General features: G+C 68.9%; 20 protein-coding genes. 10 read left to right on the top strand and 10 right to left on the bottom strand.

The features are described 5' to 3' along the window. Positions 1–99: 99 nt before the first annotated feature. From EV278_RS00720 to EV278_RS00685, 8 genes are all read right to left on the bottom strand, one after another. Positions 100–1,410, bottom strand: a complete 1,311-nt coding sequence (locus tag EV278_RS00720; RefSeq protein ID WP_132085676.1) for a nitrate/sulfonate/bicarbonate ABC transporter ATP-binding protein — start codon at positions 1,408–1,410, stop codon at positions 100–102. 14 nt (positions 1,411–1,424) lie between these two features. Further along, positions 1,425–3,182 (bottom strand): ABC transporter permease subunit, encoded by a 1,758-nt coding sequence (locus EV278_RS00715; RefSeq protein ID WP_132085674.1) that lies wholly within the window; start codon positions 3,180–3,182, stop codon positions 1,425–1,427. A gap of 250 nt (positions 3,183–3,432) precedes the next feature. Next, positions 3,433–5,481, bottom strand: coding sequence for a TonB-dependent receptor (locus tag EV278_RS00710; RefSeq protein ID WP_132085672.1), 2,049 nt, complete (start codon positions 5,479–5,481; stop codon positions 3,433–3,435). A 162-nt stretch (positions 5,482–5,643) separates the two neighbouring features. Continuing rightward, positions 5,644–6,243, bottom strand: coding sequence for a cation transporter (locus EV278_RS00705; protein WP_132085670.1), 600 nt, complete (start codon positions 6,241–6,243; stop codon positions 5,644–5,646). Between the two features lie 26 nt (positions 6,244–6,269). After that, positions 6,270–7,700, bottom strand: coding sequence for a metalloprotease TldD (gene tldD, locus EV278_RS00700; RefSeq protein WP_165916483.1), 1,431 nt, complete (start codon positions 7,698–7,700; stop codon positions 6,270–6,272). A gap of 208 nt (positions 7,701–7,908) precedes the next feature. Continuing rightward, complete coding sequence (locus tag EV278_RS00695) at positions 7,909–8,715, bottom strand: DUF2807 domain-containing protein (protein WP_132085668.1); 807 nt, start codon at positions 8,713–8,715, stop codon at positions 7,909–7,911. Between the two features lie 10 nt (positions 8,716–8,725). Next, a complete protein-coding gene (locus EV278_RS00690; protein ID WP_132085666.1) occupies positions 8,726–9,292 on the bottom strand; it encodes a DUF1700 domain-containing protein in 567 nt (188 codons plus the stop codon). Beyond that, positions 9,289–9,615, bottom strand: coding sequence for a PadR family transcriptional regulator (locus EV278_RS00685; RefSeq protein WP_132086279.1), 327 nt, complete (start codon positions 9,613–9,615; stop codon positions 9,289–9,291). Before EV278_RS00685 ends, EV278_RS00690 begins: the two co-directional genes overlap by 4 nt. Before the next feature lie 384 nt (positions 9,616–9,999). Between EV278_RS00685 and coxB the strand changes: the two genes are divergently transcribed. The 10 genes from coxB to EV278_RS00640 all read left to right on the top strand — a co-directional run bounded on the left by coxB (position 10,000) and on the right by EV278_RS00640 (position 19,651). Beyond that, on the top strand, positions 10,000–10,959 hold the full coding sequence (coxB, locus tag EV278_RS00680; protein WP_132085664.1) for a cytochrome c oxidase subunit II: 960 nt from the start codon (positions 10,000–10,002) through the stop codon (positions 10,957–10,959). 24 nt (positions 10,960–10,983) lie between these two features. Continuing rightward, positions 10,984–12,645 carry a cytochrome c oxidase subunit I gene (gene ctaD, locus EV278_RS00675; protein WP_132085662.1) on the top strand — a complete coding sequence of 554 codons (1,662 nt, stop codon included), beginning with the start codon at positions 10,984–10,986 and terminating at the stop codon, positions 12,643–12,645. Positions 12,646–12,740: 95 nt separating this feature from the next. Next, complete coding sequence (locus EV278_RS00670) at positions 12,741–13,802, top strand: heme o synthase (RefSeq protein WP_165916482.1); 1,062 nt, start codon at positions 12,741–12,743, stop codon at positions 13,800–13,802. After that, positions 13,799–13,954, top strand: a complete 156-nt coding sequence (locus tag EV278_RS23865) for a hypothetical protein (RefSeq protein WP_165916481.1) — start codon at positions 13,799–13,801, stop codon at positions 13,952–13,954. The genes EV278_RS00670 and EV278_RS23865 overlap by 4 nt, the downstream gene beginning before the upstream one ends. Positions 13,955–13,997: 43 nt before the next feature. Beyond that, positions 13,998–14,636: a cytochrome c oxidase assembly protein gene (locus EV278_RS00665; protein WP_279389361.1), complete on the top strand. Its 639-nt coding sequence runs from the start codon at positions 13,998–14,000 to the stop codon at positions 14,634–14,636. A 136-nt stretch (positions 14,637–14,772) separates the two neighbouring features. Next, on the top strand, positions 14,773–15,648 hold the full coding sequence (locus tag EV278_RS00660) for a cytochrome c oxidase subunit 3 (RefSeq protein ID WP_132085658.1): 876 nt from the start codon (positions 14,773–14,775) through the stop codon (positions 15,646–15,648). Positions 15,649–15,766: 118 nt separating this feature from the next. Beyond that, the gene (locus EV278_RS00655; RefSeq protein ID WP_132085656.1) at positions 15,767–16,129 is read left to right on the top strand and encodes a DUF983 domain-containing protein; all 363 of its coding nucleotides are present in this window, start codon (positions 15,767–15,769) and stop codon (positions 16,127–16,129) included. Continuing rightward, complete coding sequence (locus EV278_RS00650; protein WP_132085654.1) at positions 16,122–16,841, top strand: SURF1 family cytochrome oxidase biogenesis protein; 720 nt, start codon at positions 16,122–16,124, stop codon at positions 16,839–16,841. Before EV278_RS00655 ends, EV278_RS00650 begins: the two co-directional genes overlap by 8 nt. Next, positions 16,841–18,238 carry a threonine synthase gene (gene thrC, locus EV278_RS00645; protein ID WP_132085652.1) on the top strand — a complete coding sequence of 466 codons (1,398 nt, stop codon included), beginning with the start codon at positions 16,841–16,843 and terminating at the stop codon, positions 18,236–18,238. The genes EV278_RS00650 and thrC overlap by 1 nt, the downstream gene beginning before the upstream one ends. 144 nt (positions 18,239–18,382) lie before the next feature. Next, on the top strand, positions 18,383–19,651 hold the full coding sequence (locus EV278_RS00640; RefSeq protein WP_132085650.1) for a pitrilysin family protein: 1,269 nt from the start codon (positions 18,383–18,385) through the stop codon (positions 19,649–19,651). 66 nt (positions 19,652–19,717) lie between these two features. Here the strand turns inward: EV278_RS00640 and EV278_RS00635 are convergent, their stop codons facing one another. Then, positions 19,718–21,640: a methyl-accepting chemotaxis protein gene (locus tag EV278_RS00635; protein WP_132085648.1), complete on the bottom strand. Its 1,923-nt coding sequence runs from the start codon at positions 21,638–21,640 to the stop codon at positions 19,718–19,720. Positions 21,641–21,915: 275 nt separating this feature from the next. Continuing rightward, complete coding sequence (gene polA / locus EV278_RS00630; RefSeq protein ID WP_132085646.1) at positions 21,916–24,822, bottom strand: DNA polymerase I; 2,907 nt, start codon at positions 24,820–24,822, stop codon at positions 21,916–21,918. Positions 24,823–24,827: the final 5 nt, after the last annotated feature.

The raw sequence follows: 24,827 nt of genomic DNA, 5'->3' as shown, positions 1-24,827 counted from the left end.
GAGCATCGCGCGGAAAAGTGGATGCCGGTTTTCCGCAAAAACGATGCGAAAACAAAGAGATATAGAAAATCGTGCGATTCCTATATCGCGCGATTTGCTCTAGACGGCGTCGTCCAGCGAGAACCGGTCTACCCCCTCGTCGTACGAGAAGGCCTCGGCATAGCGGCTCCAGTTGGTCACCGACCGCAGAGTCTGGTCGGCATAGTCGGCGGACATGAAGTCCTCCAGTTCATCGCGGAAGCGGCTGGCCGGCGCGGCGTGGCTGGGCCGGTCGTCCAGCACTCGCCGTACGTGCGCGGCCAGCGGGACATGGCTCAGGAGCTGCTGCGCGAAGATCGCCTTGCGGGCGTCGACGTCGGCCTCGGCGTAACGGCGGGCGGTGGCGGTCAGCACCAAATCGCCCTCGCGCAGCTCGGCCAAGCGCAGCAACTGCAGGGTCTCGGCGATGGGGAACAGCTCGTCGGCCTCGTACCGCAGGTCTTGAGCGAGGTCCGACATCGGGGCCCGGCCATCGAATGGAGCAGCATGCACCGCTTCGATCAAGCCGGCGAGGACATTGGTCGAGACACGCGGCAACACCAAGCCAAGGCCGATGCCGGGAAAGACCCCGTCGCGGGCCGCGGGGGCCTGGTCGGGCCGGGTCATCTGGGCGTAGATCCGCTCGACCAGATCCCGGAAGGCCGGATCCTGGCGGTTGCGCGGCTGGGGCAGGTCGACCTTGATCGTCGAGACCACGCGGCCCGGATTGGACGAGAACACCAGGATGCGGTCGCACATCAGCACCGCCTCCTCGATGTTGTGGGTGACCATCAGGATGGACTTGATCGGCATCCGCCCCTCGCCCCAAAGGTCGAGCAGGTCGGTGCGCAGGGTCTCGGCGGTCAGGACGTCCAGGGCCGAGAACGGCTCGTCCATCAGCAGGATCGAGGGATCGACCACCAGGGCGCGGGCCAGGCCCACGCGCTGGCGCATGCCGCCCGACAGCTCCTTGGGATAGGCGTTCTCGAAGCCGTCCAGTCCGATCAGGTCGATGGCGGCAAGCGCGCGGCGGCGGCGCTCGGCCGGCTTGACGCCCTTGGCCTCCAGTCCGACCTCGACGTTCTGCAGGACCGTCAGCCAGGGAAAGAGCGCGAAGCTCTGGAACACCATGCTGACCGTGGTCGGCCCGTCGACCCGCTCGGGGAAGATGATCTCGCCCGAGGTCGGCCGGATCAGCCCGGCGATCGAGCGCAGCAGGGTCGACTTGCCCGAGCCCGACCGGCCCAAGAGGCCGACGATCTCGTTTTCGCACAGGGTCAGGTCGACATTGTCGAGCACCAGCAGGTTGGCGCCCTCGGCCTTGCCATAGAGGTGACGCACGGCCTTGGCCTCGACCAGGCGGGTGTCCTTGACGTGGGTGAAGTGGGTCATGGGATGATCTCCCTTTAGGCCAGGCGCAGGCGACGTTCGGCGAAGCGGTACATCGGCCGCCACAGCGCGCGATTGAAGGCGATGACGAAGACGGACATGACGGCCACGCCCAGGGCGACGCGCGCCCCGTCGCCGGCCGCGGTGGCCTTGGCGATGTAGGCCCCCAGGCCCGCCGCCTCGAGGTGCTCGTGGCCCCAGCTGACCGCCTCGGCGACGATGCTGGCGTTCCACGACCCGCCTGAAGCGGTCAGCGCGCCGGTCACGTAGTAGGGGAAGATCCCCGGGATCGCGACCTGGCGCCACCACTGCCAGCCCTTGAGGCCGAACATGCCGGCGGCCTCCTTCAGGTCGCTGGGGATGGCGCTGGCCCCGGCGATGACGTTGAACAGGATGTACCACTGGGTCCCCAGCACCATCAGCGGCGAGAGCCAGACGTTGGGGTTCAGATGCAGGGCGACGATGGCCGCCACGGCGAACGGGAACATCACATTGGCCGGGAAGGCGGCCAGGAACTGGGCGATCGGCTGCAGGCGCTCGGCCCAGGCCGGACGCAGGCCGATCCAGACGCCGATCGGAACCCAGATCAGGGTCGTCAGGGCGATCAGCGCCACCACCCGAACCAGGGTCGCCAGGCCGAGGACCGACACTTCGCCAAGATCGCCGACGGTCAGGCGCGCGCTGAGGAACGACCACAGGGTCCAGATCCCGCCGCCGACCGTCGCGGCGACCGCCAGCAGCCAGAGACCGTCGATGCTCCGGCCGACGAGGGGCGGCGGGGGCGGAAGGCGCGATGGTGAGAGACGGATAGGCGGGCGCAGGTCCGCGATGCGGCGTGCGGCGGTCGCCAACGGCTGGGCCAGCGACCGTGTCCACGCCGCGCGACGCAGCAGGTCATAGAGCCACGAGGCCGGCCGCTGCTGGCTGGCGGTCTGCTCGAAGCGGAACTTGTCGGCCCAGGCGACGATCGGACGGAAGACCAGCTGGTCGTAGAGGACGATGACCACGGCCATGGCCGCGACCCCGAAGGCGACGGCCTTCATGTCCTGGCGGGCGATGGCCACCGACAGCCACGAGCCGATGCCCGGCAGGGTGACGGTGGTGTCGCCCACGGTGATGGCCTCGGACGCCACGACGAAGAACCAGCCGCCCGACATCGACATCATCACATTCCAGACCAGGCCGGGCGTGGCGAACGGCAGTTCCAGTCGTGTAAAGCGCCGCCAGGGCGAAAAGCCGAACTGGCGGCTGACCTCGTCCAGGTCAGCGGGGATGGTCCGCAGCGACTGGTAGAAGCTGAAGGCCATGTTCCAGGCCTGGCTGGTGAAGATGGCGAAGATCGCCGCGCACTCCACACCCAGCTGGCGGCCGGGGAACAGGCCCATGAAGAAGGTGACCGTGAAGGTCAGGAAACCCAGCACCGGCACCGATTGCAGGATGTCCAGCGCCGGCACGATCAGCAGCTCGGCCTTTCGGCTCCTGGCCGCCAGGGTGGCGACCGTGAACGTGAAGACGAGCGAGGCGAAAAGCGCCAGGAACATCCGCAGCGTGGTGCGCAGCGCGTATTCGGGCAGGCGCGCGGGGTCCAGCGTCACCGGGGCGGCGTGCAGGGCCGCCAGGGGCTGGCTCATGTCCTCGGCGCCGCGCACGACCAGGATGGCCAGGGCGGCGAGCAGGACGAAGGCGACCAGATCCGCCCACGAGGGGATGGTTCCGGCGCGGAGGAAGCGCGCGAGCGGGCGCGCGGCCTTGAGGTCTCCGGAGAGGAAAACCATGGGGCTTCACCTTGTGACTATGGCCGCGATCGGCCGTCAGCAAGGAGCCCGTTGAACCCCTAGCGCGACGCTTTTCGCGGCGTGGTGGATCGACTGTGACTGTCGCTAGGCATGGGGTCTGGGTTTCCGTTGTTCGTCTCGCCGCTGCAGTGCAGCAACGAGCGCGGCGGCGGAATGCGCCCTTCGAACGGTGTTGTCAAGCTGGTCTCGATAGTGGGGTGGGAGGCGAGGCGCCAAGGTCTGCCGCCCCCTAACCCAGCCGCTTCCTCACCTGAACGAACAGGTACGGCTCGAACGGCAGCGAGCGGTACTCGACGCGGTCCACCAGGCCGTCGGCGCGTGAGCCCTTGTAGATCACCCGCTCGCGCGTGACGTTGCGCGAGGTCCAGTTGGACAGGGTGGTGCGCACCGTCAGGTCGGGGCCGGGCTTCCACTCGACGAAGCCCTCGAAATACGGCTCGAAGCGTTGGGTGCGCACCTCGCCCAGGCGGAAGCGGCTGTACTCGTTGGGGCAGTTGCGCGAGGCTCCCCAGCTCCATTTGCCGCCCGGCATGTCGCGCGTGAAGCTGAGGTTGCAGACGAATGGCGTGGCGTTGGTGATGCGGCGCTTGTGGAAGGTGACCGGATCGGTGACCTCGCTGTCGAACCAGCTGAGGCGGGCCTTCACCTGGCCGCCGGAAACGCCCAGCCTCTGGGTCGGCAGGGTCATCAGGATCACGAACTGGTCGGACCGGCCCGAGCCGATGTTGCTGGGCGCGTCGCCACCGCCTTTCAGGGGCTTGTAGTCGACGACATCGGAGATCTCGGCGTGAGTCAGGGTGGTCGACAGCGAGCCCGCGCCCCAGAACCGCCGCTCCCAGGCGACCTCGCCGACCCACGAGCGCTGGGGCTCCAGGTTGACGTCCGCGCCGTCCTGGCTGCCGGCCGTCAGGTCGGCCGAGGCGATGAAGTCGCCGAAGTCCAGCTGGCCGACCTCGCGCTCGACCCGCACCCGCAGCTGGTCGACGCTGTTGGGGCTCCAGGTCGCCAGCACCCGGGGCTTGGGGTAGAAGAAGCTGCGCTCCACGTCGACGCCGCCGCTCTGGGTGATGCGCGAGACCTCCATCCGCGCCCCGGCCTCGATCGTCAGTTTCGGCGTGGCGCGCCACACCGCCTTGCCGGCCGCCTCGCCGCGCAGCTCCTCGACCTTCACATGCGGCGGGCCGATGTCGACCGGGGCGCCGTTGACGTCGTAGCGGGTGTCGCCGTCCAGGAAATTGTAGGCGCCCTCGACGCTGCCCTCCAGCGACAGGGCCTGGGAGCGGCGGTGCTTGAGCTCGCCGCGCAGGATGCTCTCGCCGGTCTTGTCGCGCTCGCGATAGACCTCGGCGCGGCCGGGCAGGGCCAGGGTCGAGCCATAGATCTCGTCGCCCAGGTTTTGCAGGAACACCAGCTGCAGGTCGGTGCGCGGACCCAGCCGGGCGTCGTAGCGGGCGCCGAACTCGCCGGTCCATTCCTGGCTGGTCTCGCCGCTGTCCTGGCGGCCGGGACTGGGCTGGTAGCGGGTGTAGACGACGTCGCGATCGAACGAGAAGTACTCGATCTTGCCGTTGACCCGGATCTTGCCGCCCGGCGCCGCCCGCTGGATCGCGCCGCGCGCCGCATAGTTCTGGATCTGGTCGTAGCCCTTGACCGCTTCGCGGATGGTCGGGCGGCCGTCGGGGAAGCTGGTCACCCGCGCGCCGCCGTCGAAGGTCTGGTCGGTGCGGTCGACGGTGGCCTTCAGCGAGCCCTCGATCTCGTTGATCCCGTCGCGGCGCGAGGCCTGGAACTCCAGCAGCGGGCCGAACAGGCCGTCGGGATAGAGATAGGTCTGGATGTTGGCGACCTTCTCGACCTGCACCGTCGACTTGATCACCACATTGGCCAGGATCGTCTGGCCCTGCATGTCGATGCCCGGGGCGCCGCCGCGGATCAGCTCCACCCGCTCGACGGCCGAGGCCGAGATGCGCTTGAGGATGTCCTCGAGGCTGTCGCTCTTGGTGGTGGGGCGCTCGCCGTTGACCAGCACGTTGCCGGCTGTGCCGGCGAAGCCGCGGGCGCTGTCGCCGCGATCCAGCCGGAAGCCGGGCAGGCGGGTGATCATGTCGAAGGCGGTGCTGGGCCGCTGCTCGGCGAAGAACTCGGGCGGATAGGCCGTCACCCCGCGCTGGGCCTCGGCGGCGGGCGCGGCGACCTGCAGGGGCGCGGCCGGGGCGGGGTCGGCCTGGGCCTGCGGCGAGGCCAGTCCCAGGACAAAGACGACGGAAGCCAGACCCATGGCGCGATACCCCCAAAGCGCCCCCGCTTTGTTGGTCGCGACCCTGTGCGCCGGGTGGCGCAAGGCCAAGTTACAAAACCGAAAGGTAGGTTACATTTGTGAAATGTTTCCGCCGATCACCTGGGTGGGCGCCATTTTTCCTTTTCCAGATAATGTCTTGGCTTAGGGTTCGGCCTGGTTTTGCTCGGCCTCGTGCTCGCCACGGGCCGCCGTCCAGACCGCCTTGGCGGCGTCGATGTTCATGCAGGCGACGCCCAGGCCGACGACCACGTCGGGCCAGGGCGAGCGGGTGAACAGCGTGGCGGCGCCCGCGGCGATGATCGCGATGTTCGCCAGCGCGTCGTTGCGGGCCGACAGGAACGCCGCCTTGGTCAGGCTGCCCGAATGATGCCGGAACCGGGCCAGGACGAACGCGCAACAGAGGTTGACGGCCAGGGCGCCGGCCCCGGTCAGGGTCAGGCGCAGGGCCTCGGGCGGGACAGGATCGGCGTACTTGCGCCACAGGGCCCAGAGGAAGGCCAGGGCCGGCGCCAGCAGGACGCCCGCCAGGGCCATGCCGACCCGGGCCCTTCGCCTGGCGCTCCAGCCGAGAGCGACGAGGATCAGGAAGTTGACGGCCGCGTCCTCGAGGAAGTCGATGCTGTCGGCCAGCAGCGAGACCGACCCGATGTGCAGCGCCACGGCGAACTCCACGCCGAAATAGGCCAGGTTTAGCGCCGCCACCAGCCGGATGGCGCGACCAAGACCCTCTTCCCGCGTCATCGCCAGATCCCTCGGGCCAGCCTTGCCTAAACCGCCGTGCCGCCCACGGTCAGGCCGGTGATCTTCAGCGAGGGCTGGCCCACGCCCACCGGCACGCCCTGGCCCGACTTGCCGCAGACGCCGATGCCGGGGTCGAAGTCGAAGTCGTTGCCGATCATCGTCACGCGGGTCAGGGCGCTGGGGCCGTCGCCGATCAGGGTGGCACCCTTGACCGGGGCGCTGATCTTGCCGTCCTCGACCAGATAGGCCTCGGTGCACTGGAAGACGAACTTGCCGTTGGTGATGTCGACCTGGCCGCCGCCGAAATTGGCGCAGTAGAGGCCGCGCTTCATCGAGGCGATCATCTCGGCCGGGTCGTCCTGGCCGGCCAGCATGCCGGTGTTGGTCATGCGCGGCATGGGCATGTGGGCGTAGGACTGGCGGCGGCCGTTGCCGGTGGGCGCCATGCCCATCAGGCGGGCGCTCATCCGGTCGTGCATGTAGCCGACCAGGATCCCGTCCTCGATCAGCACGGTGCGCTCGGTCGGCGTGCCCTCGTCGTCGATGGTCAGAGAGCCGCGGCGGCCGGGGATCGCCCCGTCGTCGAACACGGTGACGCCCTTGGCCGCCACCCGTTCGCCGATGCGGCCGGAAAAGGCGCTGATGCCCTTGCGGTTGAAGTCGCCCTCCAGGCCGTGGCCGACGGCCTCGTGCAGCAGCACGCCGTTCCAGCCGGGGCCCAGCACCACGTCCATCTCGCCGGCCGGGCAGGCCACGGCGTCCAGGTTGACCAGGGCCATGCGCAGGGCCTCGTCGACCTGGGCCCGCCACTTGTCGGGGCTGATCCAGGCGGAAAAGCCGGCGCGGCCGCCGGCCCCGGACGTGCCGGCCTCGCGGCGGCCGTCCTTCTCGACCGTGACCTGGACATTGACCCGCACCAGCGGGCGGACGTCGCGCAGCAGGCGGCCGTCGGCGCGCAGGATCTCGACCACGCGCCGCTCGCCGGCCATCGAGGCCATCACCTGGACGACGCGTGGATCGCGCGAGCGGGCGAAGGCGTCGATCTCCTGAAGGAGCGCGACCTTGTCGGAGAAGGCGGGGGAGGCGACCGGGTCGTCCTCGCCATAGAGCTTTTCGTTGGTGGCGCGCGGGGCCTCGGCGCTGACGCCGGCATAGCCGCGACGGGCCAGCCGGGCCGAATCGGCGGCGCGGCCGATGGCGGCCTCAGAGATCTCGGCCGAATGGGCGTAGCCGGCGGTCTCGCCCGCCACCACGCGCAGGCCGAAGCCCTCGCCCGAATCGTAGGAGGCGCTCTTCAGCCGGCCGTCGTCGAAGACGAAGGATTCGCTTTCCGAGCGCTCGACGAACAGTTCCCCGTCGTCGGCGCCGGCCAGGGCCTCGCCCAGGATGGCGCGGGCGCGCTCGGGATCGACATTGGCCGAGGCCAGCAGGGACGGGGCGGTGAGGGGAGCGGTCATGGGGTTACAGGTAAGCGTTTCGTCCGCCCCCGTCATCACCCCGACGACGATTCGACGCGGGGGAGGGCCGTGCAAGCGCACTTGCCCCCACCTGACCGCTTCGCGGTCTGTCCGCCCCCATAGGGGGCGGAGCCTTTGCGCTTTAGGCTCTTCCCCCTCTGGGGGAAGACGGCCGAAGGCCAGTAGGGGGCAAGTGCGAAGGGCCTGCTCACCAGTCCTGGTGCACCTCGCCCGAGCCGGCGACGTCGGAGCTGAGGACGGTCGGCTTGCTGGTCAGGTAGACGTCGCCGCTGCCGGCCACCTCGACCTCGGCCGCCCCGTGGGGGGCGACGTGCGCCTCGCCGCTGCCGGCCAGGGCGACCTTGGCGTCGCCGGTGTCGAGGCCGCGCAGGTCAGCCTCGCCCGAGCCGGAGACCCGCAGGTCGACCTTCTTGGCCTTGCCCTGGGCGTCGACATGGCCGCTGCCGTTGATCTCCAGCGCCAGGTCGGGCTGGTCATAGGCTTTCAGATAGAGGTCGCCGCTGCCGTTCAGGGTGAAGGTCCGCACGCCCGGCGCGACGATCTCCACCGACAGCTGGTCGCTGTCGCGGCTGATATGCACGCCGTGCCCGTGGATGGAGATCGAGCCCTCGCCGCCGTCGCCGTCGCGCAAGGTCAGCCGGCCGTTCTCCAGGGTCACCCGGTCGACCAGGCGCTGGGGCCCGACGATCCTGACGCTGGCGCCGGCCCCCGGCGCGGCCTGGGTGAAGATCACCTCGGCCGGCACGTCGATCTGCAGGGCGTCCGAGCCGCTCCAGGCGATGTTCCGGGTGGTGGTCTCGCCATTGTCGGCGGTCGACGAGCCGGGTCCGATGTGGATGTGGTCGTTGTCGTCGTTGACCTCGATGTTCCAGTCGGCCGGGAAGCTCCAGCCGTTCTTGACGATGTCGCGTCCGCCGAGCGCGAAGGCCCCGGCGAAGCAGCCGACGCAGAGCACGAAGCTGGCGACGGCGACGATGGTCAGGTTGCGGATCATGGCGGTCCCCTCAGACCTGGGTTTCGATGGCCGGCTTCAGCAGCCGGTAGTGGAGGCGGCCGTACCAGATCAGGCCGTTGACCAGGCCGATGGTCAGCAGGGTGGTGACCGCGGCCAGGGCGGTGGCTCCGGCCATCAGGCCGATGCCCAGCAGGAAGGCCACCGCGGGGCCGCCGGGCGGTCCGGCGAACGGTCCCACGGTGGTCACCGCGCCGCCGGCCACGAAGACGCCGATGGCGGCCATGAAGAAGGCGAACAGCGTCCCCAGCACGCCCATCAGCAGCGGCAGCAGGAAGAGGATGTCGATGGCGCCCAGGCCGACGACGGCGAAGATCGCTCCGGCGGCGGCCGAGGGGTTCTTGGTCTCCTCCCAGCGCCGGACGCCCTGTTCGGCGCGCTGTTCCCGGGCAAGTCTTTCGGGCTCGCCCAGGGCGGCGGCCACTTCGCTCTCGCTGCGCCCGGCCTCCTGGGCGTCGTTGAAGTGGGCTTCGTAGTCGGCGACGATGTCGGCGATCTGGGCGGCCGGCAGGCCCGCCAGCCCGCGCTTGAGGCGGGTGAGGAATTCGGCGCGCGTCATGCGGCGGCTCCCAGGATGTTTTCGACGGCGGAAACGAACGCCGCCCATTCGGTCTTCTGGGCCGTGAAGCTGGCCCGCCCGGCCTCGGTCAGGCGGTAGTACTTGCGCGGCGGACCGCTCTGGGATTCCACCAGATAGGTCTCGACCTGGCCGTCCGACTGCATGCGGCGCATGAGCGGGTAGATCGTCCCTTCCCCCATATCGATGTCCTTGGCGAGCTTGCTGGCGATTTCGTAGGCGTAGCTGTCGGCTTTCGACAGCAGGGCCAGCACGCACAGCGCCAGCACGCCTTTCTTCAGTTGAACTTCAATGGCTTCCGTCACGGCGTTGCGGTCTCCGACCTTGGCCCGTTGCTGAGCACCCTTGTGACGCAAGGTAGTGTCCATTGCAAGGTAGCTGTCATTACATGTTAGTAATGGTACGTAGCGCGCGTGCGCTGAAACGGCTGTTGTTGAGAGCGGTTCGCAGGTGTGGCGCCTCAGGCCCGCGCAAGGCGTCCTGGCGAACGCCTCTGGCGCTTGGCAACGGGGATTGGAGCGCGTATGCACGCCAGCGACCGGCCAGAGACGCCGGGACCTCGCGCTCGATTCCCGTCGCCTGACGAAGTCGATTGCCTAAGTCCCGTGTCGCTGGTCGTATTGTGCATGTCGGCGCGGCGTGGGGTTGATCGCGACGCCAAATCGCCGCCGAAACGGGCCGTGAGGGATATGAAGGCGCAAATTCAGGGGATGCGGCGGAAGTTGACGGGCGTAGCCGCCGTCGCCGCCACGACGATGGCCCTTTCGGGCGTGTTCGCGGGGGAGGCCCTCGCCAAGGGCACCGAACTGCTGGGTCAACCGACCCCCGGCGCGATCGACCTCCAGAAGGCGGCTTCCCCGCTGAAGTACGAGGCGATCGGCTTCCACAACCACGTCCTGATGCCGATCATCACGGCCATCACCCTGCTGGTGCTGGGCCTGCTGGTCTGGATCGTCATCCGCTACAACGCCAAGGCCAACCCGGTCCCGGCCAAGTTCAGCCACAACACCACGGTCGAGATCATCTGGACGATCGGCCCGGTGCTGATCCTGATGATCATCGCCATCTTCTCGTTCCGGCTGCTGTTCGCCTACAACGACATGCCCAAGCCGTACCTGACGGTGAAGGCCACCGGCTACCAGTGGTACTGGGGCTATGAATATCCCGACCAGAAGATCAGCGAGATCACCTCGGTGCCGCTGAAGAAGGAAGAGGCCGACGCCAAGGGCGTGCCCTACCTGCTGGCCGCCGACAAGCCGATGGTGGTGCCGGTCAACCAGGTGATCCGCGTGCAGGTCACCGGCGCCGACGTGATCCACGCCTTCGCCCTGCCGGCCTTCGGCCTGAAGACCGACGCCATCCCCGGCCGCCTGAACGAGACCTGGTTCAAGGCCGACAAGATCGGCGTCTATTACGGCCAGTGCTCGGAGCTCTGCGGCGTCGACCACTCGAACATGCCCATCGAGATCCACGTCGTCAGCCAGGCCGACTTCGACGCCTGGGTGAAGTCCAAGACCTCGCCCGCGCCGGCCGCGACCGCCGCGGCCGCTCCGGCCCCCGCCGCGGGCGCCGCCGCTCCGGCCGCCGCGACGCCGGCCGCCGCCCCCGCTTCCGCTCCGGCCGCGGCCCCCGCCGCGCCGGCGGCCTAAGATACGATTGCAGGATTAAGTCCGATGGCTCACGCCGCTGACATCGACACCCACGGCCACGACGACGCCGACCACAAGCCGCCGTTCTTCCAGCGCTGGTTCTTCTCGACCAACCACAAGGACATCGGCACGCTCTACATCCTGTTCGCCATCATGGCGGGCCTGGTGGGCGGCGCGCTGTCGGGCCTGATCCGCTGGGAACTGGCCGAGCCGGGCATCCAGATCTTCGGTCCCAACTCGTCGGTCAGCCTGCTGGGCCTGATCGAGCAGTCCAAGCACGGCTACAACGCCGTCGTCACCGCCCACGCCCTGATCATGATCTTCTTCATGGTCATGCCGGCGATGATCGGCGGCTTCGGCAACTGGTTCGTGCCGATCATGATCGGCGCGCCGGACATGGCCTTCCCGCGGATGAACAACATCTCGTTCTGGCTGCTGGTCGCCGCCTGGGTGCTGCTGCTGACCTCGATGTTCGTCGACGGCGGCCCGGGCCGCGGCTTCGGCGGCGGCTGGACGATCTATCCGCCGCTGTCGACCACCGGTCACACCGGCCCGTCGATGGACCTGGCGATCCTGGCCCTCCACCTGGCCGGCGCCTCGTCGATCCTCGGCGCGATCAACTTCATCACCACGATCTTCAACATGCGCGCGCCGGGCATGACCCTGCACCGCATGCCGCTGTTCGCCTGGTCGGTGCTGATCACCGCCTTCCTGCTGCTGCTGTCGCTGCCCGTCCTGGCCGGCGCCATCACCATGCTGCTGACCGACCGCAACTTCGGCACCCACTTCTTCGACCCGGCCGCCGGCGGCGACCCCGTCATGTTCCAGCACCTGTTCTGGTTCTTCGGCCACCCGGAAGTGTACATCCTGATCCTGCCGGGCTTCGGCATCATCAGCCACATCGTCTCGACCTTCTCCAAGAAGCCGATCTTCGGCTACCTGGCGATGGCCTACGCCATGGTCGCCATCGGCTTCGTCGGCTTCATCGTGTGGGCCCACCACATGTACACCGTCGGCATGAGCATCAACCTGCGCGCCTATTTCGTGGCCGCCACGATGGTCATCGCGGTGCCGACCGGCGTGAAGATCTTCTCGTGGATCGCCACGATGTGGGGCGGCTCGATCAGCTTCAAGACGCCCATGCTGTGGGCGATCGGCTTCATCTTCCTGTTCACCGTCGGCGGCGTGACCGGCGTGGTCTTGTCGAACGCCGGCATCGACTACAGCCTGCACGACACCTACTACGTCGTCGCCCACTTCCATTACGTGCTGTCGCTGGGCGCGGTGTTCGCCATCTTCGCCGGCTTCTTCTACTGGTTCGAGAAGATGTGGGGCGTGAAGTACAACGAGTTCCTGGGCTGCGTGCAGTTCTGGATCATGTTCGTCGGCGTCAACCTGATCTTCTTCCCGCAGCACTTCCTGGGCCTGCAGGGCATGCCGCGCCGCTACGTGGACTATCCGGCCGCTTTCGCGCACTGGAACTACGTCTCGTCGGTCGGCTACGCGATCACGGCCGTGGGCGTGGTGGTGTTCCTGGTGATCCTGCTGGAAGCCGCCGTCCGCCGCCGCAAGGCCGAGGCCAATCCGTGGGGCGAAGGCGCCACCACCCTGGAATGGACCCTGTCCTCGCCGCCGCCGTTCCACCAGTTCAGCGATCCGCCGGTCATCAAGGCCGACAGCCACTGAATCTGGTAGACTAGATACGCAAGACGCGGGGGCGCGGGCCGGATGAGAATCCAGTCCGCGCCCTTCGCCCATCAAGACCCGAACCCTTAAGTAAAATGGCCCGCACCCCAGCGCTCTCCGGAGATGTCCTGACCCCCGACGACGCGGCGACCGCCACGGTCCGCCACGCCCGTTGGCAGGACTATTTCCAGCTGCTGAAGCCGCGGGTGATGTCGCTGGTGGTCTTCACCGCGCTCACGGGCCTGCTGGCCGCCCGCACCCCGATCCATCCGCTGCTGGGCGCGGTGGCGGTGTTCTGCATCGCCGTCGGGGCGGGGGCCTCGGGCGCCCTGAACATGTGGTACGACGCCGACATCGACGCCAAGATGCGCCGCACCCGTGGCCGTCCGGTGCCCGCCGGCCTGGTCAAGGGCGAGGAAGCCGCCACCCTGGGCGTGGTGCTGAGCCTGCTGTCGGTCATGCTGATGGGCATGGCGATCAACTGGCTGGCCGCCGGCCTGCTGGCCTTCACCATCGTGTTCTACGCGGTGGTCTACACCATGTGGCTCAAGCGCTGGACGGCCCAGAACATCGTCATCGGCGGCCTGGCCGGCGCCTTGCCCCCGGCCATCGGCTGGGCCGCGGCCACGGGCCACGCGCCGCTGAACGCCTGGCTGATGGTGCTGATCATCTTCCTGTGGACCCCGCCGCACTTCTGGGCCCTGTCGCTGTACATCGCCACCGACTACGCCAAGGCCGGCGTGCCGATGCTGCCGGTGGTCAAGGGCGCCAAGGAGACCCGCCGGCAGATCCTGCTCTACAGCCTGGTCCTGATCCCGATCTGCCTCGCCCCGGTGTTCACCGGCCTGGGCGGCGGGCTGTACCTGGCGGTCTCGGGCCTGGGCGGGCTGGTGTTCCTGACCCTGGCCTGGCGGGTGTTCGCCAGCACGGCCGGCGACGCCGCCGACCCACGTCCAGCCGACCGCGACCTCTACGAGGTCGGCGACGCGGTCGCAAAGCGCGGCAAGCCGGCCAAGGAACGCTTGGGAGGTGATGCTCGACACGCCCGCAACCTGTTCGCCTTCTCGATCCTCTACCTGTTCGCCCTGTTCGCGGCCTTGCTGGCCGAGGCGGTGCTGGGCTTGCCCGCCCTGAAAGTCGTGGAGCTGCTGCTATGACCTCGCCCAAGCCCCGGAAGGACGTCGATCCCGCCGCCAAGGCGCGCGGCGGCCGCAACATCGCCCTGGGCCTTGGCCTGGCGGCCTTCGTCATCCTGGTGTTCGTGGTCACCGTCGTGAAGCTGGGAGGCAATGTTGGCCCCCACTTCTAGGCCCCCTTCCGAGACTGGCCTCTCGCCAGAGGACCTGGCCAAGATCGAGGCCGACAACCGGGTCGGCGTCGGGCCCAGGCCGAAGGGGCGGGGCCACCTGAAGGTCGCGGTGATCTGCGGCCTGGCCTTCTTCGGCATGGTCGGGGCGGCCTATGCCGCGGTGCCGCTGTACAAGCTGTTCTGCCAGGCCACCGGCTTCGACGGCACGGTCCGCAAGGCGGTGACCAAGCCGACCAAGGTGCTGGACCGCAAGGTCGAGGTCCGCTTCGACGCCAACGTCCGGACCCTGCCCTGGGACTTCCAGCCCATGCAGACCAGCCAGGAGGTCCGCATCGGCGATACGGGCCTAGCCTTCTTCAAGGTGACCAACAGGGGCGACAAGCCGATGACCGGCCGGGCGCTCTACAACGTCGTGCCCGAGCAGGCCGGCGCCTATTTCCAGAAGCTGGAATGCTTCTGCTTCTCCAACCAGACGATCGAGCCGGGCCAGACGGTCGAGTTCCCGGTCGTCTACTTCGTCGACCCCGGCTTCGTGACCGACGCCGACACCAAGGACAAGTCGACGATCACGCTGTCCTACACCTTCTTCCCGGCGGTTCCTGACGCGGCCGGGGCGAAACAGGCCGACAGTCCGCCGCGCATCGTCGAACCCCTTGGCGGCAAGCCGCCGAGGGCGCTATAGCGTTTCACACAGGGCGCGTCGGCAGGGGGAACCGGGTCGATGCGCTGGATTTACAGGGTGAGAGCGTGAGGGCCGCCGGCGACGGCTTCCTTCCTCGGCGATCACGCTCTTGAGGGATTAAAGGGTTAGCACGCACATGGCCCACGGCGCCGTCAAACACGACTATCACATCCTGCCCCCCAGCCCGTGGCCGTTCGTCGGCTCGGCCTCGGCCACCGTCATGGCCATCGGCCTGATCGCCTGGATCAAGGGCGGCGTCTTCGGCATCGAGAAGGGCCAGTGGTGGCTGTTCGCGACCGGCATCGCCGGCGTGCTCTATACGATGTTCGGCTGGTGGCGGGACGTGGTGAAGGAAGCCAACGCCGGCGACCACACCCCCGTCGTCTCGATCGGCCTGCGCTACGGCATGGTGCTGTTCATCGCCTCGGAAGTGATGTTCTTCGTGGCGTGGTTCTGGATCTTCTTCGAGATGGCCCTGTTCCACCATCACCGCACCCTGTCGGGCATCGAGGAAGTCCGCACGGCCTGGGCCACCTGGCCGCCGGCCGGCGTCGAGACCGTCTCGCCCTGGCACCTGCCGCTGGTCAACACCCTGACCCTGCTGCTGTCGGGCACCACCATCACCTGGTCGCACCACGCCCTGCAGCAGGGCGACCGCCAGGGCGCCAAGTGGGGCCTGATCCTGACCATCCTGCTGGGCGCGCTGTTCACCTGCATCCAGGTCTACGAGTACAGCCACATCAACCACGAGCACCTGTTCTACTCGGAAGCGGCCGCCAATTCGGGCCTCTACGGCTCGACCTTCTTCCTGGCCACCGGCTTCCACGGGTTCCACGTGTTCGTCGGCACCCTGTTCCTGATCGTCTGCCTGATCCGGCTGCTGAACGGCGCCTTCACCCCCAAGCAGCACTTCGGGTTCGAGGCCGCCGCCTGGTACTGGCACTTCGTGGACGTGGTCTGGCTGTTCCTGTTCGCCTTCGTCTACGTGATCTTCGGCGCTTCGCCGCACTAGATCGGAAGATCCCAGAAGGCCCGGAACGCCAAACCGCGTTCCGGGCCTTTTTCGTTTTGGAGCTGAATTCGGGGACAGGCGCATGCGTCTGTTCCCAGCCGTGGTAAGGACGAGGTCGATGCCCAATGTGAACCCCTACCTGGCCGGCGCGACCGGCCGTTGCCCCCACTGCGGGGAGGGGATGCTGTTCGACGGGTTCCTGAAGGTCTCGCGCACCTGCGAGGCCTGCGGCTTCGACCTGGGCGCCCACGAGACCGGCGACGGGGCGGCGACCTTCGTGATCCTGATCGCCGGCTTCCTGTGCGCGTTCGGGGCGCTGTTTTCGATGTTCGCCTTCAACTGGCCGGTCTGGCTGCTGCTGGTGGTCTGGCTGCCGCTGACCCTGATCGCGTGCCTGGTCCTGATGCGCCCGGCCAAGGGCCTGATGGTCGCCGCCCACATCGCCAACCACGCCGCCGAGGCCGGCCGCCACGATGTCTGACGCCCCCAAGCCGCTAGGAAGCGCGCCCAAGGACCGTCGCTTCCCCGTCGGCCTGACGATCGCGACGCTGGTCGCCTTCGCCATCCTGTGCGGCCTGGGCGTCTGGCAGGTGAAGCGCCTGGCGTGGAAGCAGGATCTGCTGGCCCGGATCGAGTTGCTGAAGAGCGCGCCGGCCCAGCCGCTGGCGCCCGTGCTCGCGCGCGTCCGACGCGGCGAGGACGTGTCCTGGGTCCGGGTGACGACCGACTGCGTCACGCCGGATCCGACACGGCGTCGCATCGACTCCCTGCCGCTGATCTATGGTGTGCGCGACGGCGACATCGTCTGGCGGGCCGGTGCGATCTGCTGGACGCCGCACGCTTCCTATGACGTCATCCGGCTGGACCTCGGCGTGGTCGATGCGTTGAAAGGCCAGACCGCGCCCAGGAACCGGCCGTTCGCCGCTCCGTCCCACGTGACCGGCGTCCTGGTCCTGCACGACCAGCTCGGCGGCTGGCGGGCCAATGGCGAGACGGTTCTGACGCGCGTGGGCCTGTCGCCGTACATTCTGATGGTCGAGTCCGCGACCCCCGCCGTGCCCGGCGTCACCCCCGCGCCGCTACCGGCAGAAATTTCCAATCGGCACCTCGAATACGCCCTGACGTGGTTCGGTCTTGCCGTAACCCTGCTGTTTATCTATGCCGCCATGCTCTGGCGGAGGATGAGACCCTGATGCGTTACGTTTCGACCCGAGGCGAATCCCCCTCGATCGGTTTCCTCGACGCGGTCCTGGCGGGCCTCGCCCCCGACGGCGGCCTCTATGTGCCCGAGCGCTGGCCGACCTTCACGCCCGAAGAGATCTCCGCCTTCGCCGGCCGGCCGTACGCCCAGGTGGCCGCCGCCGTGGTCGGCAAGTTCGTCGGCGATGACATCCCGGCCGACGACCTGCTGCAGATGTGCGAGGAGGCCTACGCCACCTTCGCCCACGCCGCCGTCGTCCCGCTGAAGCAGCTGGCGCCCGGCCGCCATCTGCTGGAGCTGTTCCACGGTCCGACCCTGGCCTTCAAGGACGTGGCGATGCAGCTCTTGGGACGGCTCTACGACTACGTGCTGTCGCGCCAGTCGCGGACCATGACCATCATCTGCGCCACCTCGGGCGACACCGGCGGCGCGGCCGTCGAGGCGTTCCGCGGCCGCTCCAACGCCCGCATCGTGGCCCTGTTCCCCGAAGGCCGGATCAGCGAGGTCCAGCGCCGGTTCATGACCACGGCGACCGACAAGAACGTCGCCTGCGTCTCGATCCAGGGCTCGTTCGACGACTGCCAGGCCATCGTCAAGCAGGCCTTCCAGGACGACCAGTTCCGTCATGCGGTCGACCTGTCGGGCGTCAACTCGATCAACTGGGCGCGGATCGCCGCCCAGAGCGTCTATTTCTTCACCGCCGCCGTCGCCCTGGGCGCGCCGGCCCGCAAGGTCGCCTTCGTGGTGCCGACGGGCAATTTCGGCGACGCCTACGCCGCCTATGTCGCCAGCCGCATGGGCCTGCCGATTGCCCGCGTGGTGGCCGCCACCAACTCCAACGACATCCTGGCCCGGGCCTTCGAGGAGGGCCGCTACGCGCGCGGCGCCGTGGCCGCCACCCAGAGCCCGGCCATGGACATCCAGGTGGCCAGCAACTTCGAGCGCCTGTATTTCGAGGCCGTGGGCCGCGATGGCGTCGAGACCGGACGCGCCTTCCGCGCCTTCGCCGGCACGGGCCTGCTGGACATCCCGCCCAGCGCCCACGCCAAGATGCGCGAGCTGTTCCAGGGCGCCTCGGTCAGCGAGCCCGACACCGCCAAGACCATCCTGTCGACCCTGAACGAGACCGGCGAGGTCATCGACCCGCACACCGCCGTCGGCGTCGCCGCCGCCCAGGGCCTGCGCCTGGCCGATCCCGCGACCCCGGTCGTGGTGCTGTCCACCGCCCACCCGGCCAAGTTCCCGGAAGCCGTCTCGGCCGCCGCCGGCGTCGTCCCGGCCACGCCGCGCGCCACGCCGGACCTCTCCAAGAAGCCCGAAAAGTTCGACCGCCTCCCCGCCGACGCCGAGACGGTGAAGGCCTTCGTCCGGGTGTTCGCCAGCAAGTGATCCGCGACCGGGGACATGCCCTTCGGCGTGTCGCCAACAGTTAGCTCAGCGCCCAGTCTTGGGGACACGCCGCAAGGGCGTGTCCCCGTCCGACGATCGGCCGCACTGGCGCCGCGCCCCCCGCCCCGCTATGTGCGTGAGCAGATGAATGCCACCACGACCCTCCACACCCTCGAAAATGGCGTCCGCGTCGTCCATGACCCGATGCCGGGCCTGGAGACCATCGCGCTCTCCGTTGTCGCCGGGCGCGGCGCCGCCTATGAGGACCCCGCGCGGTCGGGCTGGTCGCACCTCTTGGAACACATGGTGTTCAAGGGCGCCGGCGCCCGCAGCTCGCGCGACATCGTCGAGGTGATCGAGGCCCAGGGCGGCCAGATCAACGCCGCCACCGGCTATGAGCGCACCAGCTTCCAGGTTCGCGCCCTGAAGGGCGGGCTGGACCTTGGGATGAGCGTGCTCAGCGATCTCGTCCTGCGTCCCACCCTCGACGAGGGCGACCTGACCCGCGAGAAGCAGGTGGTGGCCCAGGAGATCGCCGAGGCCGCCGACGCCCCCGACGACTATGTGTTCGACCTGGTCCAGGCCGCCGCCTGGGGCGACCATCCCCTGGCCCGGCCGATCCTGGGTACGGTCGACAGTGTCAATTCCGCGACGGTCGAGGGCCTGTCGCACTGGCGCGGCCAGCTCTACGCCGCCGACCGGCTGGTCGTCAGCTGTTCGGGCGCGGTCGCGCTGGACGAGGTGCTGGACCTGGCCCGCCGCGAGTTCGGGTCGATGCCTTCCACGCTTGGGGCCGCGGCCAGCGACCCGGCGAGCTTTGTCGGCGGCCGCAAGAGCCAGGCCCGCAAGCTGGAGCAGGCGCACCTGGTGTTCATGCTGCCCGCCGTCAGCGCCCGCGAGGACGATTATTTCGCCCTGCGGATCTTCGCCGAGGCCCTGGGCGGGGGGATGTCGTCGCGGCTGTTCCAGGAGGCGCGCGAGAAGCGCGGCCTGGCCTACAACATCGACGCCTATGCCGACACCTACGCCGACGCCGGGGCCCTGGGGGTCTATGCCGGCTGCGCGGCGAGCGACGCGGCCGAGACGGCCAAGGTCTGCGCCGAGCAGATCGCTCTCCTGGCCGCCCGCATCGACGACGCCGAACTGGCCCGCGCCAAGGCCCAGCTGAAGGCCCACATGTTCATGGCTCGCGAGCAGCCCCTGTCGCGCGCCGAGCAGGCGGCCGGCCAGGCCCTGATGTTCGACCGCCTCTACACGCCCGCCGAGCTGGCCCAGGCGGTGGACGCGGTGAGCATCGGCGACCTCCGGCGCCTGGGCCGCACGATCCTGGGCCCCGCCAAGGCCGCCAGCGCCATCCTCGGCGCCAAGACGGCCTTGAAGGCGGGCGAGGCGTTCGAAAAGGTGCTGGCCTAGAACGAAGAAGGCTCCCCGGACCGGGTCCGGGGAGCCTTGCTCATCCGATCGTCGCGCGGCCGTCGATCAGAATTCTTCCCAGTCCTCGACCTTGGTCGCCAGGGCGGCGGCGCCGCCGCTCCGACCGGGACGGACCGCGGTCGCGGCGCGGGCCTGGGCCGGCCGCGGGGCGGGGGTGCGAACCGCGGTGGCGGACGCATCGCCGACCCGGAAGCGGTCGACCAGGGCCGCCAGCTGGTTGGCCTCGTTCTTCAGCGAGTGGCTGGCCGCCGTCGCTTCCTCGACCATGGCGGCGTTTTGCTGCACCACCTGGTCCATCTGGTTCACGGCCTTGTTGACCTCCTGCAGGCCGGTCGACTGCTCGACGGCCGAGGCGGCGATCTCGGTGACCAGGCCGTCGATCGAGGCCACCTGGGTGACGATGCGCTGCAACGCCTTGCCCGTCTGGCCGACCAGGTCGACGCCGGCCTCGACCTGCTGGGTGGAGGTCGAGATCAGGGTCTTGATCTCCTTGGCCGCCTCGGCCGAGCGCTGGGCCAGGGCGCGGACTTCCTGGGCCACGACCGCGAAGCCGCGGCCCGCGTCGCCGGCCCGGGCGGCCTCGACCCCGGCGTTGAGGGCCAGCAGGTTGGTCTGGAAGGCGATCTCGTCGATCACGCCGATGATCTGGCTGACCTGGGCCGAGGAAGTCTCGATCTCGGTCATGGCGCGGACCGCCTGGCCGACGATCCGGCCGGACTCCTCGGCGTCGGTGCGGGCGGTGGCGACCACAGTGGAGGCCTCCTTGGCGCCGGACGCGGTCTTGCGGACCGTGGCGGTGATCTCGTCCAGGGCGGCGGCGGTCTCTTCCAGCGAGGCGGCCTGCTGCTCGGTGCGGCGGGCCAGGCTGTCGGAGGCGTCGGCGATCTCGTCGGAGCCGCTGCGCACGCCCTTGGTGGAGACGATGATCGCCCCCATGGCCTCGCGCAGCTTCTCGACCGCCAGGTTGAAGTCCTCGCGCAGCTGGCGATAGCGGCCGGCGAACTCGGCGTCGATGCGGCAGGTCAGGTCGCCCTGGGCCAGGCGCGCCAGGCTGGAGGCCAGCTCGTCGACGACGGCGCTCTGCTCGGCGGCGACCACGCGGCGCTCGTCGTCATTGGCGGCGCGCTCGCTCTCGGCGGCCAGGCGGGTCTGCTCGGCGACCGCTTCCAGGCGGATCTTGGCGATCGCGGCTTCCTTGAAGGTGGCGACGGCGGCGGCCATCTGGCCGATCTCGTCCTTGCGGTCGGTCGCCGGAATGCCCACGCCGTTGTCGCCCGAGGCCAGGCGGCGCATGGCCGCCGTCATGGCCGTCACCGGCGCGGCGATGACGCCTGACAGCAGCAGCCCGCCGCCCAGGGCGATGGCGATGGCGACGCCGATGCCGATCGCCAGGGTCAGGCGCGCCTCGAGCGCGGACTTCTTCTGGGCCGCGGCTTCGGCGGCGACGACGGCTTCGGAATTCTTGACGATCAGCTCGATGTCGTCCTCGACCACCGAGACCGACTGGTCGGCGACGCCGTCGTGCTTGACCAGGTCGACGGCCTGCTGGTGGGTGGCCGGATCGCGGGCCAGGGTCTCGCCGGGCTCGATGGCGGCCTTGCGATAGTCGGCATAGGCCGTCTCGACGGCGGCGATCCGGGCCAGCTGGGCCTCGTCGCCCTGGGCCAGGGCGCGCAGCTGCTCCAGGGCGGCCAGGAACTTCGGCTTGTGGGCCTCTTCCAGGCGCTTGACGTAATATTCGTCGCCCGACAGCAGGAAGCCGCGCAGCGAGTTCTCCTGGCGGGTCAGGCGGAAGGCGGCCGTGTCGGCGGCGCGCAACGACAGATAGGCGCGTTCGGTGCGCTGGATCGAGGCTTCGTATTTCGTCTGGTTGACGAACAGGGTCACGCCCATCACCGCGATCGCCGAAAGCATCACGGCGAACACCGCCATGAGCTTATGGGGGATTTTCAGATCGCCGAAGTTCATGGGCGCGCTCCTCTTGAGATCGCGACGCAAAAACTCTTGGACCACAGGTATTTAAGCGGCAGCCAGAAGCGCGCGTCGCACGTCTTCTCTGTGGCCGGGCCAGGGTTTCCACGGGCTTAACTGTACTGTGGCGCAAGGTCGCAGGCAGAAGGAACGTGCGCCTGTCCTCCGCCGCGCGCTCCTATCCAAGATTGTACGGTCAAAGGCGTAGGCGCCCCGCAAGCGAGAGCGCTCTACCTGTGGTGGCGATTTCCATGCCGCGAAAAATTTTCGTTTTAGTGGGCCTCGTCCCAGTTGACGGCGGCCCGCGCCTCGACCGTCAGCGGCACCGAGATCGCCACGGCCGGCTCGGCCGCGCCCTGCATGATCTCGCGGGCGACCTTGATCGTGGCCTCGGCCTCGGCTTCCGGCGCCTCGAACACCAGTTCGTCGTGCACCTGCAGCAGCATCCTGCTCGACAGCCCCGCCGCCTTCAGCGCGCCCGGCATGCGGATCATGGCCCGGCGCATGACGTCGGCGGCCGCACCCTGGATCGGGGCGTTGATCGCCGCCCGCTCGGCGAACTGCCGGTGGGCCACCGACTTGCCGCCGATGTCGGGGATGTTGATCTTGCGCCCGAAGATGGTGGTGACGTAGCCGTGCTCGCGCACGAAGGCCTTGGTCGCCTCCATATAGGCCTGGATGCCGGGGAAGCGCTCGAAATAGGTCTTGATATAGGCCCCGGCCTCGCCTTGCGGGATCGACAGCTGGTTGGCCAGGCCGAACGCCGAGATGCCGTAGACGATGCCGAAATTGATCGCCTTGGCCCGGCGGCGCACCTCGCTGGGCATGCCCTCGATCGGCGTGTTGAACATTTCCGACGCGGTCATGGCGTGGATGTCCAGGCCCTCCTGGAAGGCCTTCTTCAGCTGGGGGATGTCGCCGATGTGGGCCAGCAGGCGCAGCTCGATCTGGCTGTAGTCGGCGCTGATCAGCACCTTGCCCGGCGCGGCCACGAAGGCCTTGCGGATCTTGCGGCCCTCCTCGGTGCGGATCGGGATGTTCTGCAGGTTGGGATCCGACGACGACAGGCGGCCGGTCGTGGTCGAGGCCAGGGCGTAGGAGGTGTGGATCCGATTCTCGCCACCCGGCGCGATGGCCGCGATCAGGTTCTCGGTATAGGTGCCCTTCAGCTTGGACAGTTGGCGCCAGTCCAGCAGCACGCGGGGCAGCTCGTGCTCGTTGGCCAGGGCCTCCAGCACGTCGCTGTCGGTCGACCACTGGCCGGTGGCGGTCTTCTTGCCGCCCTTCAGCTGCATCTCGCCGAACAGCACGTCGCCGATCTGCTTGGGGCTGCCCAGGTTGAACGGCCGGCCGACCAGCTCCTGGGCCCGCGCCTCGAACTGGGCCATGCGCATCGAGAACTCGTTGGAGAGCCGGCGCAGGGTCTCCGGATCGACCCGCACGCCTTCGTTCTCCATCGCCGCCAGCACGGCGGGCAGGGGGCGCTCCAGGGTCTCATAGACCGTCAGCAGGCCCTCGCGCGCCAGCCTGGGCTTGAGCACCTCGTAGAGCCGCAGGGTGACGTCGGCGTCCTCGGCGGCGTAGGCCGTGGCCTGGTCGAGCGCCACGTGCTTGAAACTGATCTGGCCCTTGCCCGAGCCCGCCACCTGCTTGAACGGGATCGGCTTGTGGCCTAGCCACAGCTCCGACAGCTCGTCCATGCCGTGGCCGTGCAGGCCCGCCTCCAGCACGTAGCTGATCAGCATGGTGTCCTCGATCGGGCCCACCGCGATCCCGTGGCGGGCCAGGACGGCGATGTCGTACTTGGCGTTCTGGGCCACCTTCAGCACCGCCGGGTCCTCCAGCAGCGGCTTGAGGGCGGCGATCGCGTCTTCCAGGGGGATCTGGACCAGGTCGGCGGCGGCCTCCAGGGCCAGGCCGTCCTTCTCGCAGTGGCCCACGGGGATGTAGCAGGCCTCGCCCGGCGCGATGGCCAGCGACACGCCGCACAGGCCGGCGGTGGCCGACGACAGGGCGTCGGTCTCGGTGTCGAAGGCGACGATCCCCTTGGCTGTGGCCTTTGCGACCCAGGCGTTCAGGGTTTCCAGGTCGCGGACGCAGACATAGGCGGCATGGTCGATGGTCACGGCCTGGGTCGTCGCGCGCTCGACCGGACGGCCGTACGACACCGACAGCACCGGCGCGGTGGGCTGGGCGGGCGGGCGGTCCCCAGATGGGCCAAGGGTGCGCGGCGCGGCGGCGGCGTTGCCGTCGCCGACCCGGCGGGCCAGTGAACGGAACTCCATGGTCTCCAGGAAGTCGGCCAGCACCTGCTTGTCCGGCTCGCGCACCACCAGGTCGTCGATCGGCTCGGGCAGGGGCGTGTCGCAGTCCAGCTTGACCAGGGCGCGCGACAGCCGGATCTGGTCGGCGTATTCGATCAGGGTCTCGCGGCGCTTGGGCTGCTTGATCTCGCCGGCTTTCGCCAACAGGGTGTCGAGGTCGCCGTACTCGTTGATCAGCTGGGCGGCGGTCTTGATGCCGATGCCGGGCGCGCCGGGGACGTTGTCGACGCTGTCGCCGCACAGCGACTGCACGTCGACCACCCGCTCGGGATAGACGCCGAACTTCTCGAACACCTGCTCGCGGTCGATGCGCACGCCCTTCATTGGGTCGAACATCGACACGCCCTCGCCAACCAGCTGCATCAGGTCCTTGTCCGACGAGACGATCACCGTCTCGCCGCCCTGCTCGCGCACGCGGCAGGCATAGGCGGCGATCAGGTCGTCGGCCTCGTAGCCGGGCAGCTCGATGGCCGGGACGCCGAAGGCGCGGGTGGCCTCGCGCACCAGCGGGAACTGCGGGATCAGATCCTCGGGCGGCGGCGGCCGATGGGCCTTGTACTGGTCGTAGAGATTGTTGCGGAACGTCTTTTCCGAATGGTCCCAGATCACCGCCAGGTGGGTGGGCGCGTCGCCCTGCATGTCGCGCATCAGCTTCCACAGCATGTTGCAGAAGCCCTGGACGGCGCCCACCGGCAGGCCGTCGCTCTTGCGGGTCAGCGGCGGCAGGGCGTGATAGGCGCGGAACAGATAGGCCGAGCCGTCGACCAGGAACAGCCGGACGGCCGGTCCGTCCTGGGTCAGGGGACGGTCGGCCTCGGGAAGGGCGGCGGAATCGGGCGCGAGCGTGTCGGTCATGGCCG

It is taken from the genome of Caulobacter sp. BK020 (assembly GCF_004342605.1).
Lineage (GTDB): Bacteria > Pseudomonadota > Alphaproteobacteria > Caulobacterales > Caulobacteraceae > Caulobacter.
The sequence above is the reverse complement of the archived record's forward strand: the minus strand, read 5'-3'. Positions and strand labels throughout refer to the sequence as shown.

What these genes read in the sequence shown, in the direction of transcription:
- EV278_RS00720 (WP_132085676.1), bottom strand. Translation starts at nt 1,410, where the DNA reads ATGACCCACTTCACCCACGTCAAGGACACCCGCCTGGTCGAGGCCAAG.
- EV278_RS00715 (WP_132085674.1), bottom strand. Translation starts at nt 3,182, where the DNA reads ATGGTTTTCCTCTCCGGAGACCTCAAGGCCGCGCGCCCGCTCGCGCGC.
- EV278_RS00710 (WP_132085672.1), bottom strand. Translation starts at nt 5,481, where the DNA reads ATGGGTCTGGCTTCCGTCGTCTTTGTCCTGGGACTGGCCTCGCCGCAG.
- EV278_RS00705 (WP_132085670.1), bottom strand. Translation starts at nt 6,243, where the DNA reads ATGACGCGGGAAGAGGGTCTTGGTCGCGCCATCCGGCTGGTGGCGGCG.
- tldD (WP_165916483.1), bottom strand. Translation starts at nt 7,700, where the DNA reads ATGACCGCTCCCCTCACCGCCCCGTCCCTGCTGGCCTCGGCCAATGTC.
- EV278_RS00695 (WP_132085668.1), bottom strand. Translation starts at nt 8,715, where the DNA reads ATGATCCGCAACCTGACCATCGTCGCCGTCGCCAGCTTCGTGCTCTGC.
- EV278_RS00690 (WP_132085666.1), bottom strand. Translation starts at nt 9,292, where the DNA reads ATGACGCGCGCCGAATTCCTCACCCGCCTCAAGCGCGGGCTGGCGGGC.
- coxB (WP_132085664.1), top strand. Translation starts at nt 10,000, where the DNA reads ATGAAGGCGCAAATTCAGGGGATGCGGCGGAAGTTGACGGGCGTAGCC.
- ctaD (WP_132085662.1), top strand. Translation starts at nt 10,984, where the DNA reads ATGGCTCACGCCGCTGACATCGACACCCACGGCCACGACGACGCCGAC.
- EV278_RS00670 (WP_165916482.1), top strand. Translation starts at nt 12,741, where the DNA reads ATGGCCCGCACCCCAGCGCTCTCCGGAGATGTCCTGACCCCCGACGAC.
- EV278_RS23865 (WP_165916481.1), top strand. Translation starts at nt 13,799, where the DNA reads ATGACCTCGCCCAAGCCCCGGAAGGACGTCGATCCCGCCGCCAAGGCG.
- EV278_RS00660 (WP_132085658.1), top strand. Translation starts at nt 14,773, where the DNA reads ATGGCCCACGGCGCCGTCAAACACGACTATCACATCCTGCCCCCCAGC.
- EV278_RS00655 (WP_132085656.1), top strand. Translation starts at nt 15,767, where the DNA reads ATGCCCAATGTGAACCCCTACCTGGCCGGCGCGACCGGCCGTTGCCCC.
- EV278_RS00650 (WP_132085654.1), top strand. Translation starts at nt 16,122, where the DNA reads ATGTCTGACGCCCCCAAGCCGCTAGGAAGCGCGCCCAAGGACCGTCGC.
- thrC (WP_132085652.1), top strand. Translation starts at nt 16,841, where the DNA reads ATGCGTTACGTTTCGACCCGAGGCGAATCCCCCTCGATCGGTTTCCTC.
- EV278_RS00640 (WP_132085650.1), top strand. Translation starts at nt 18,383, where the DNA reads ATGAATGCCACCACGACCCTCCACACCCTCGAAAATGGCGTCCGCGTC.
- EV278_RS00635 (WP_132085648.1), bottom strand. Translation starts at nt 21,640, where the DNA reads ATGAACTTCGGCGATCTGAAAATCCCCCATAAGCTCATGGCGGTGTTC.
- polA (WP_132085646.1), bottom strand. Translation starts at nt 24,822, where the DNA reads ATGACCGACACGCTCGCGCCCGATTCCGCCGCCCTTCCCGAGGCCGAC.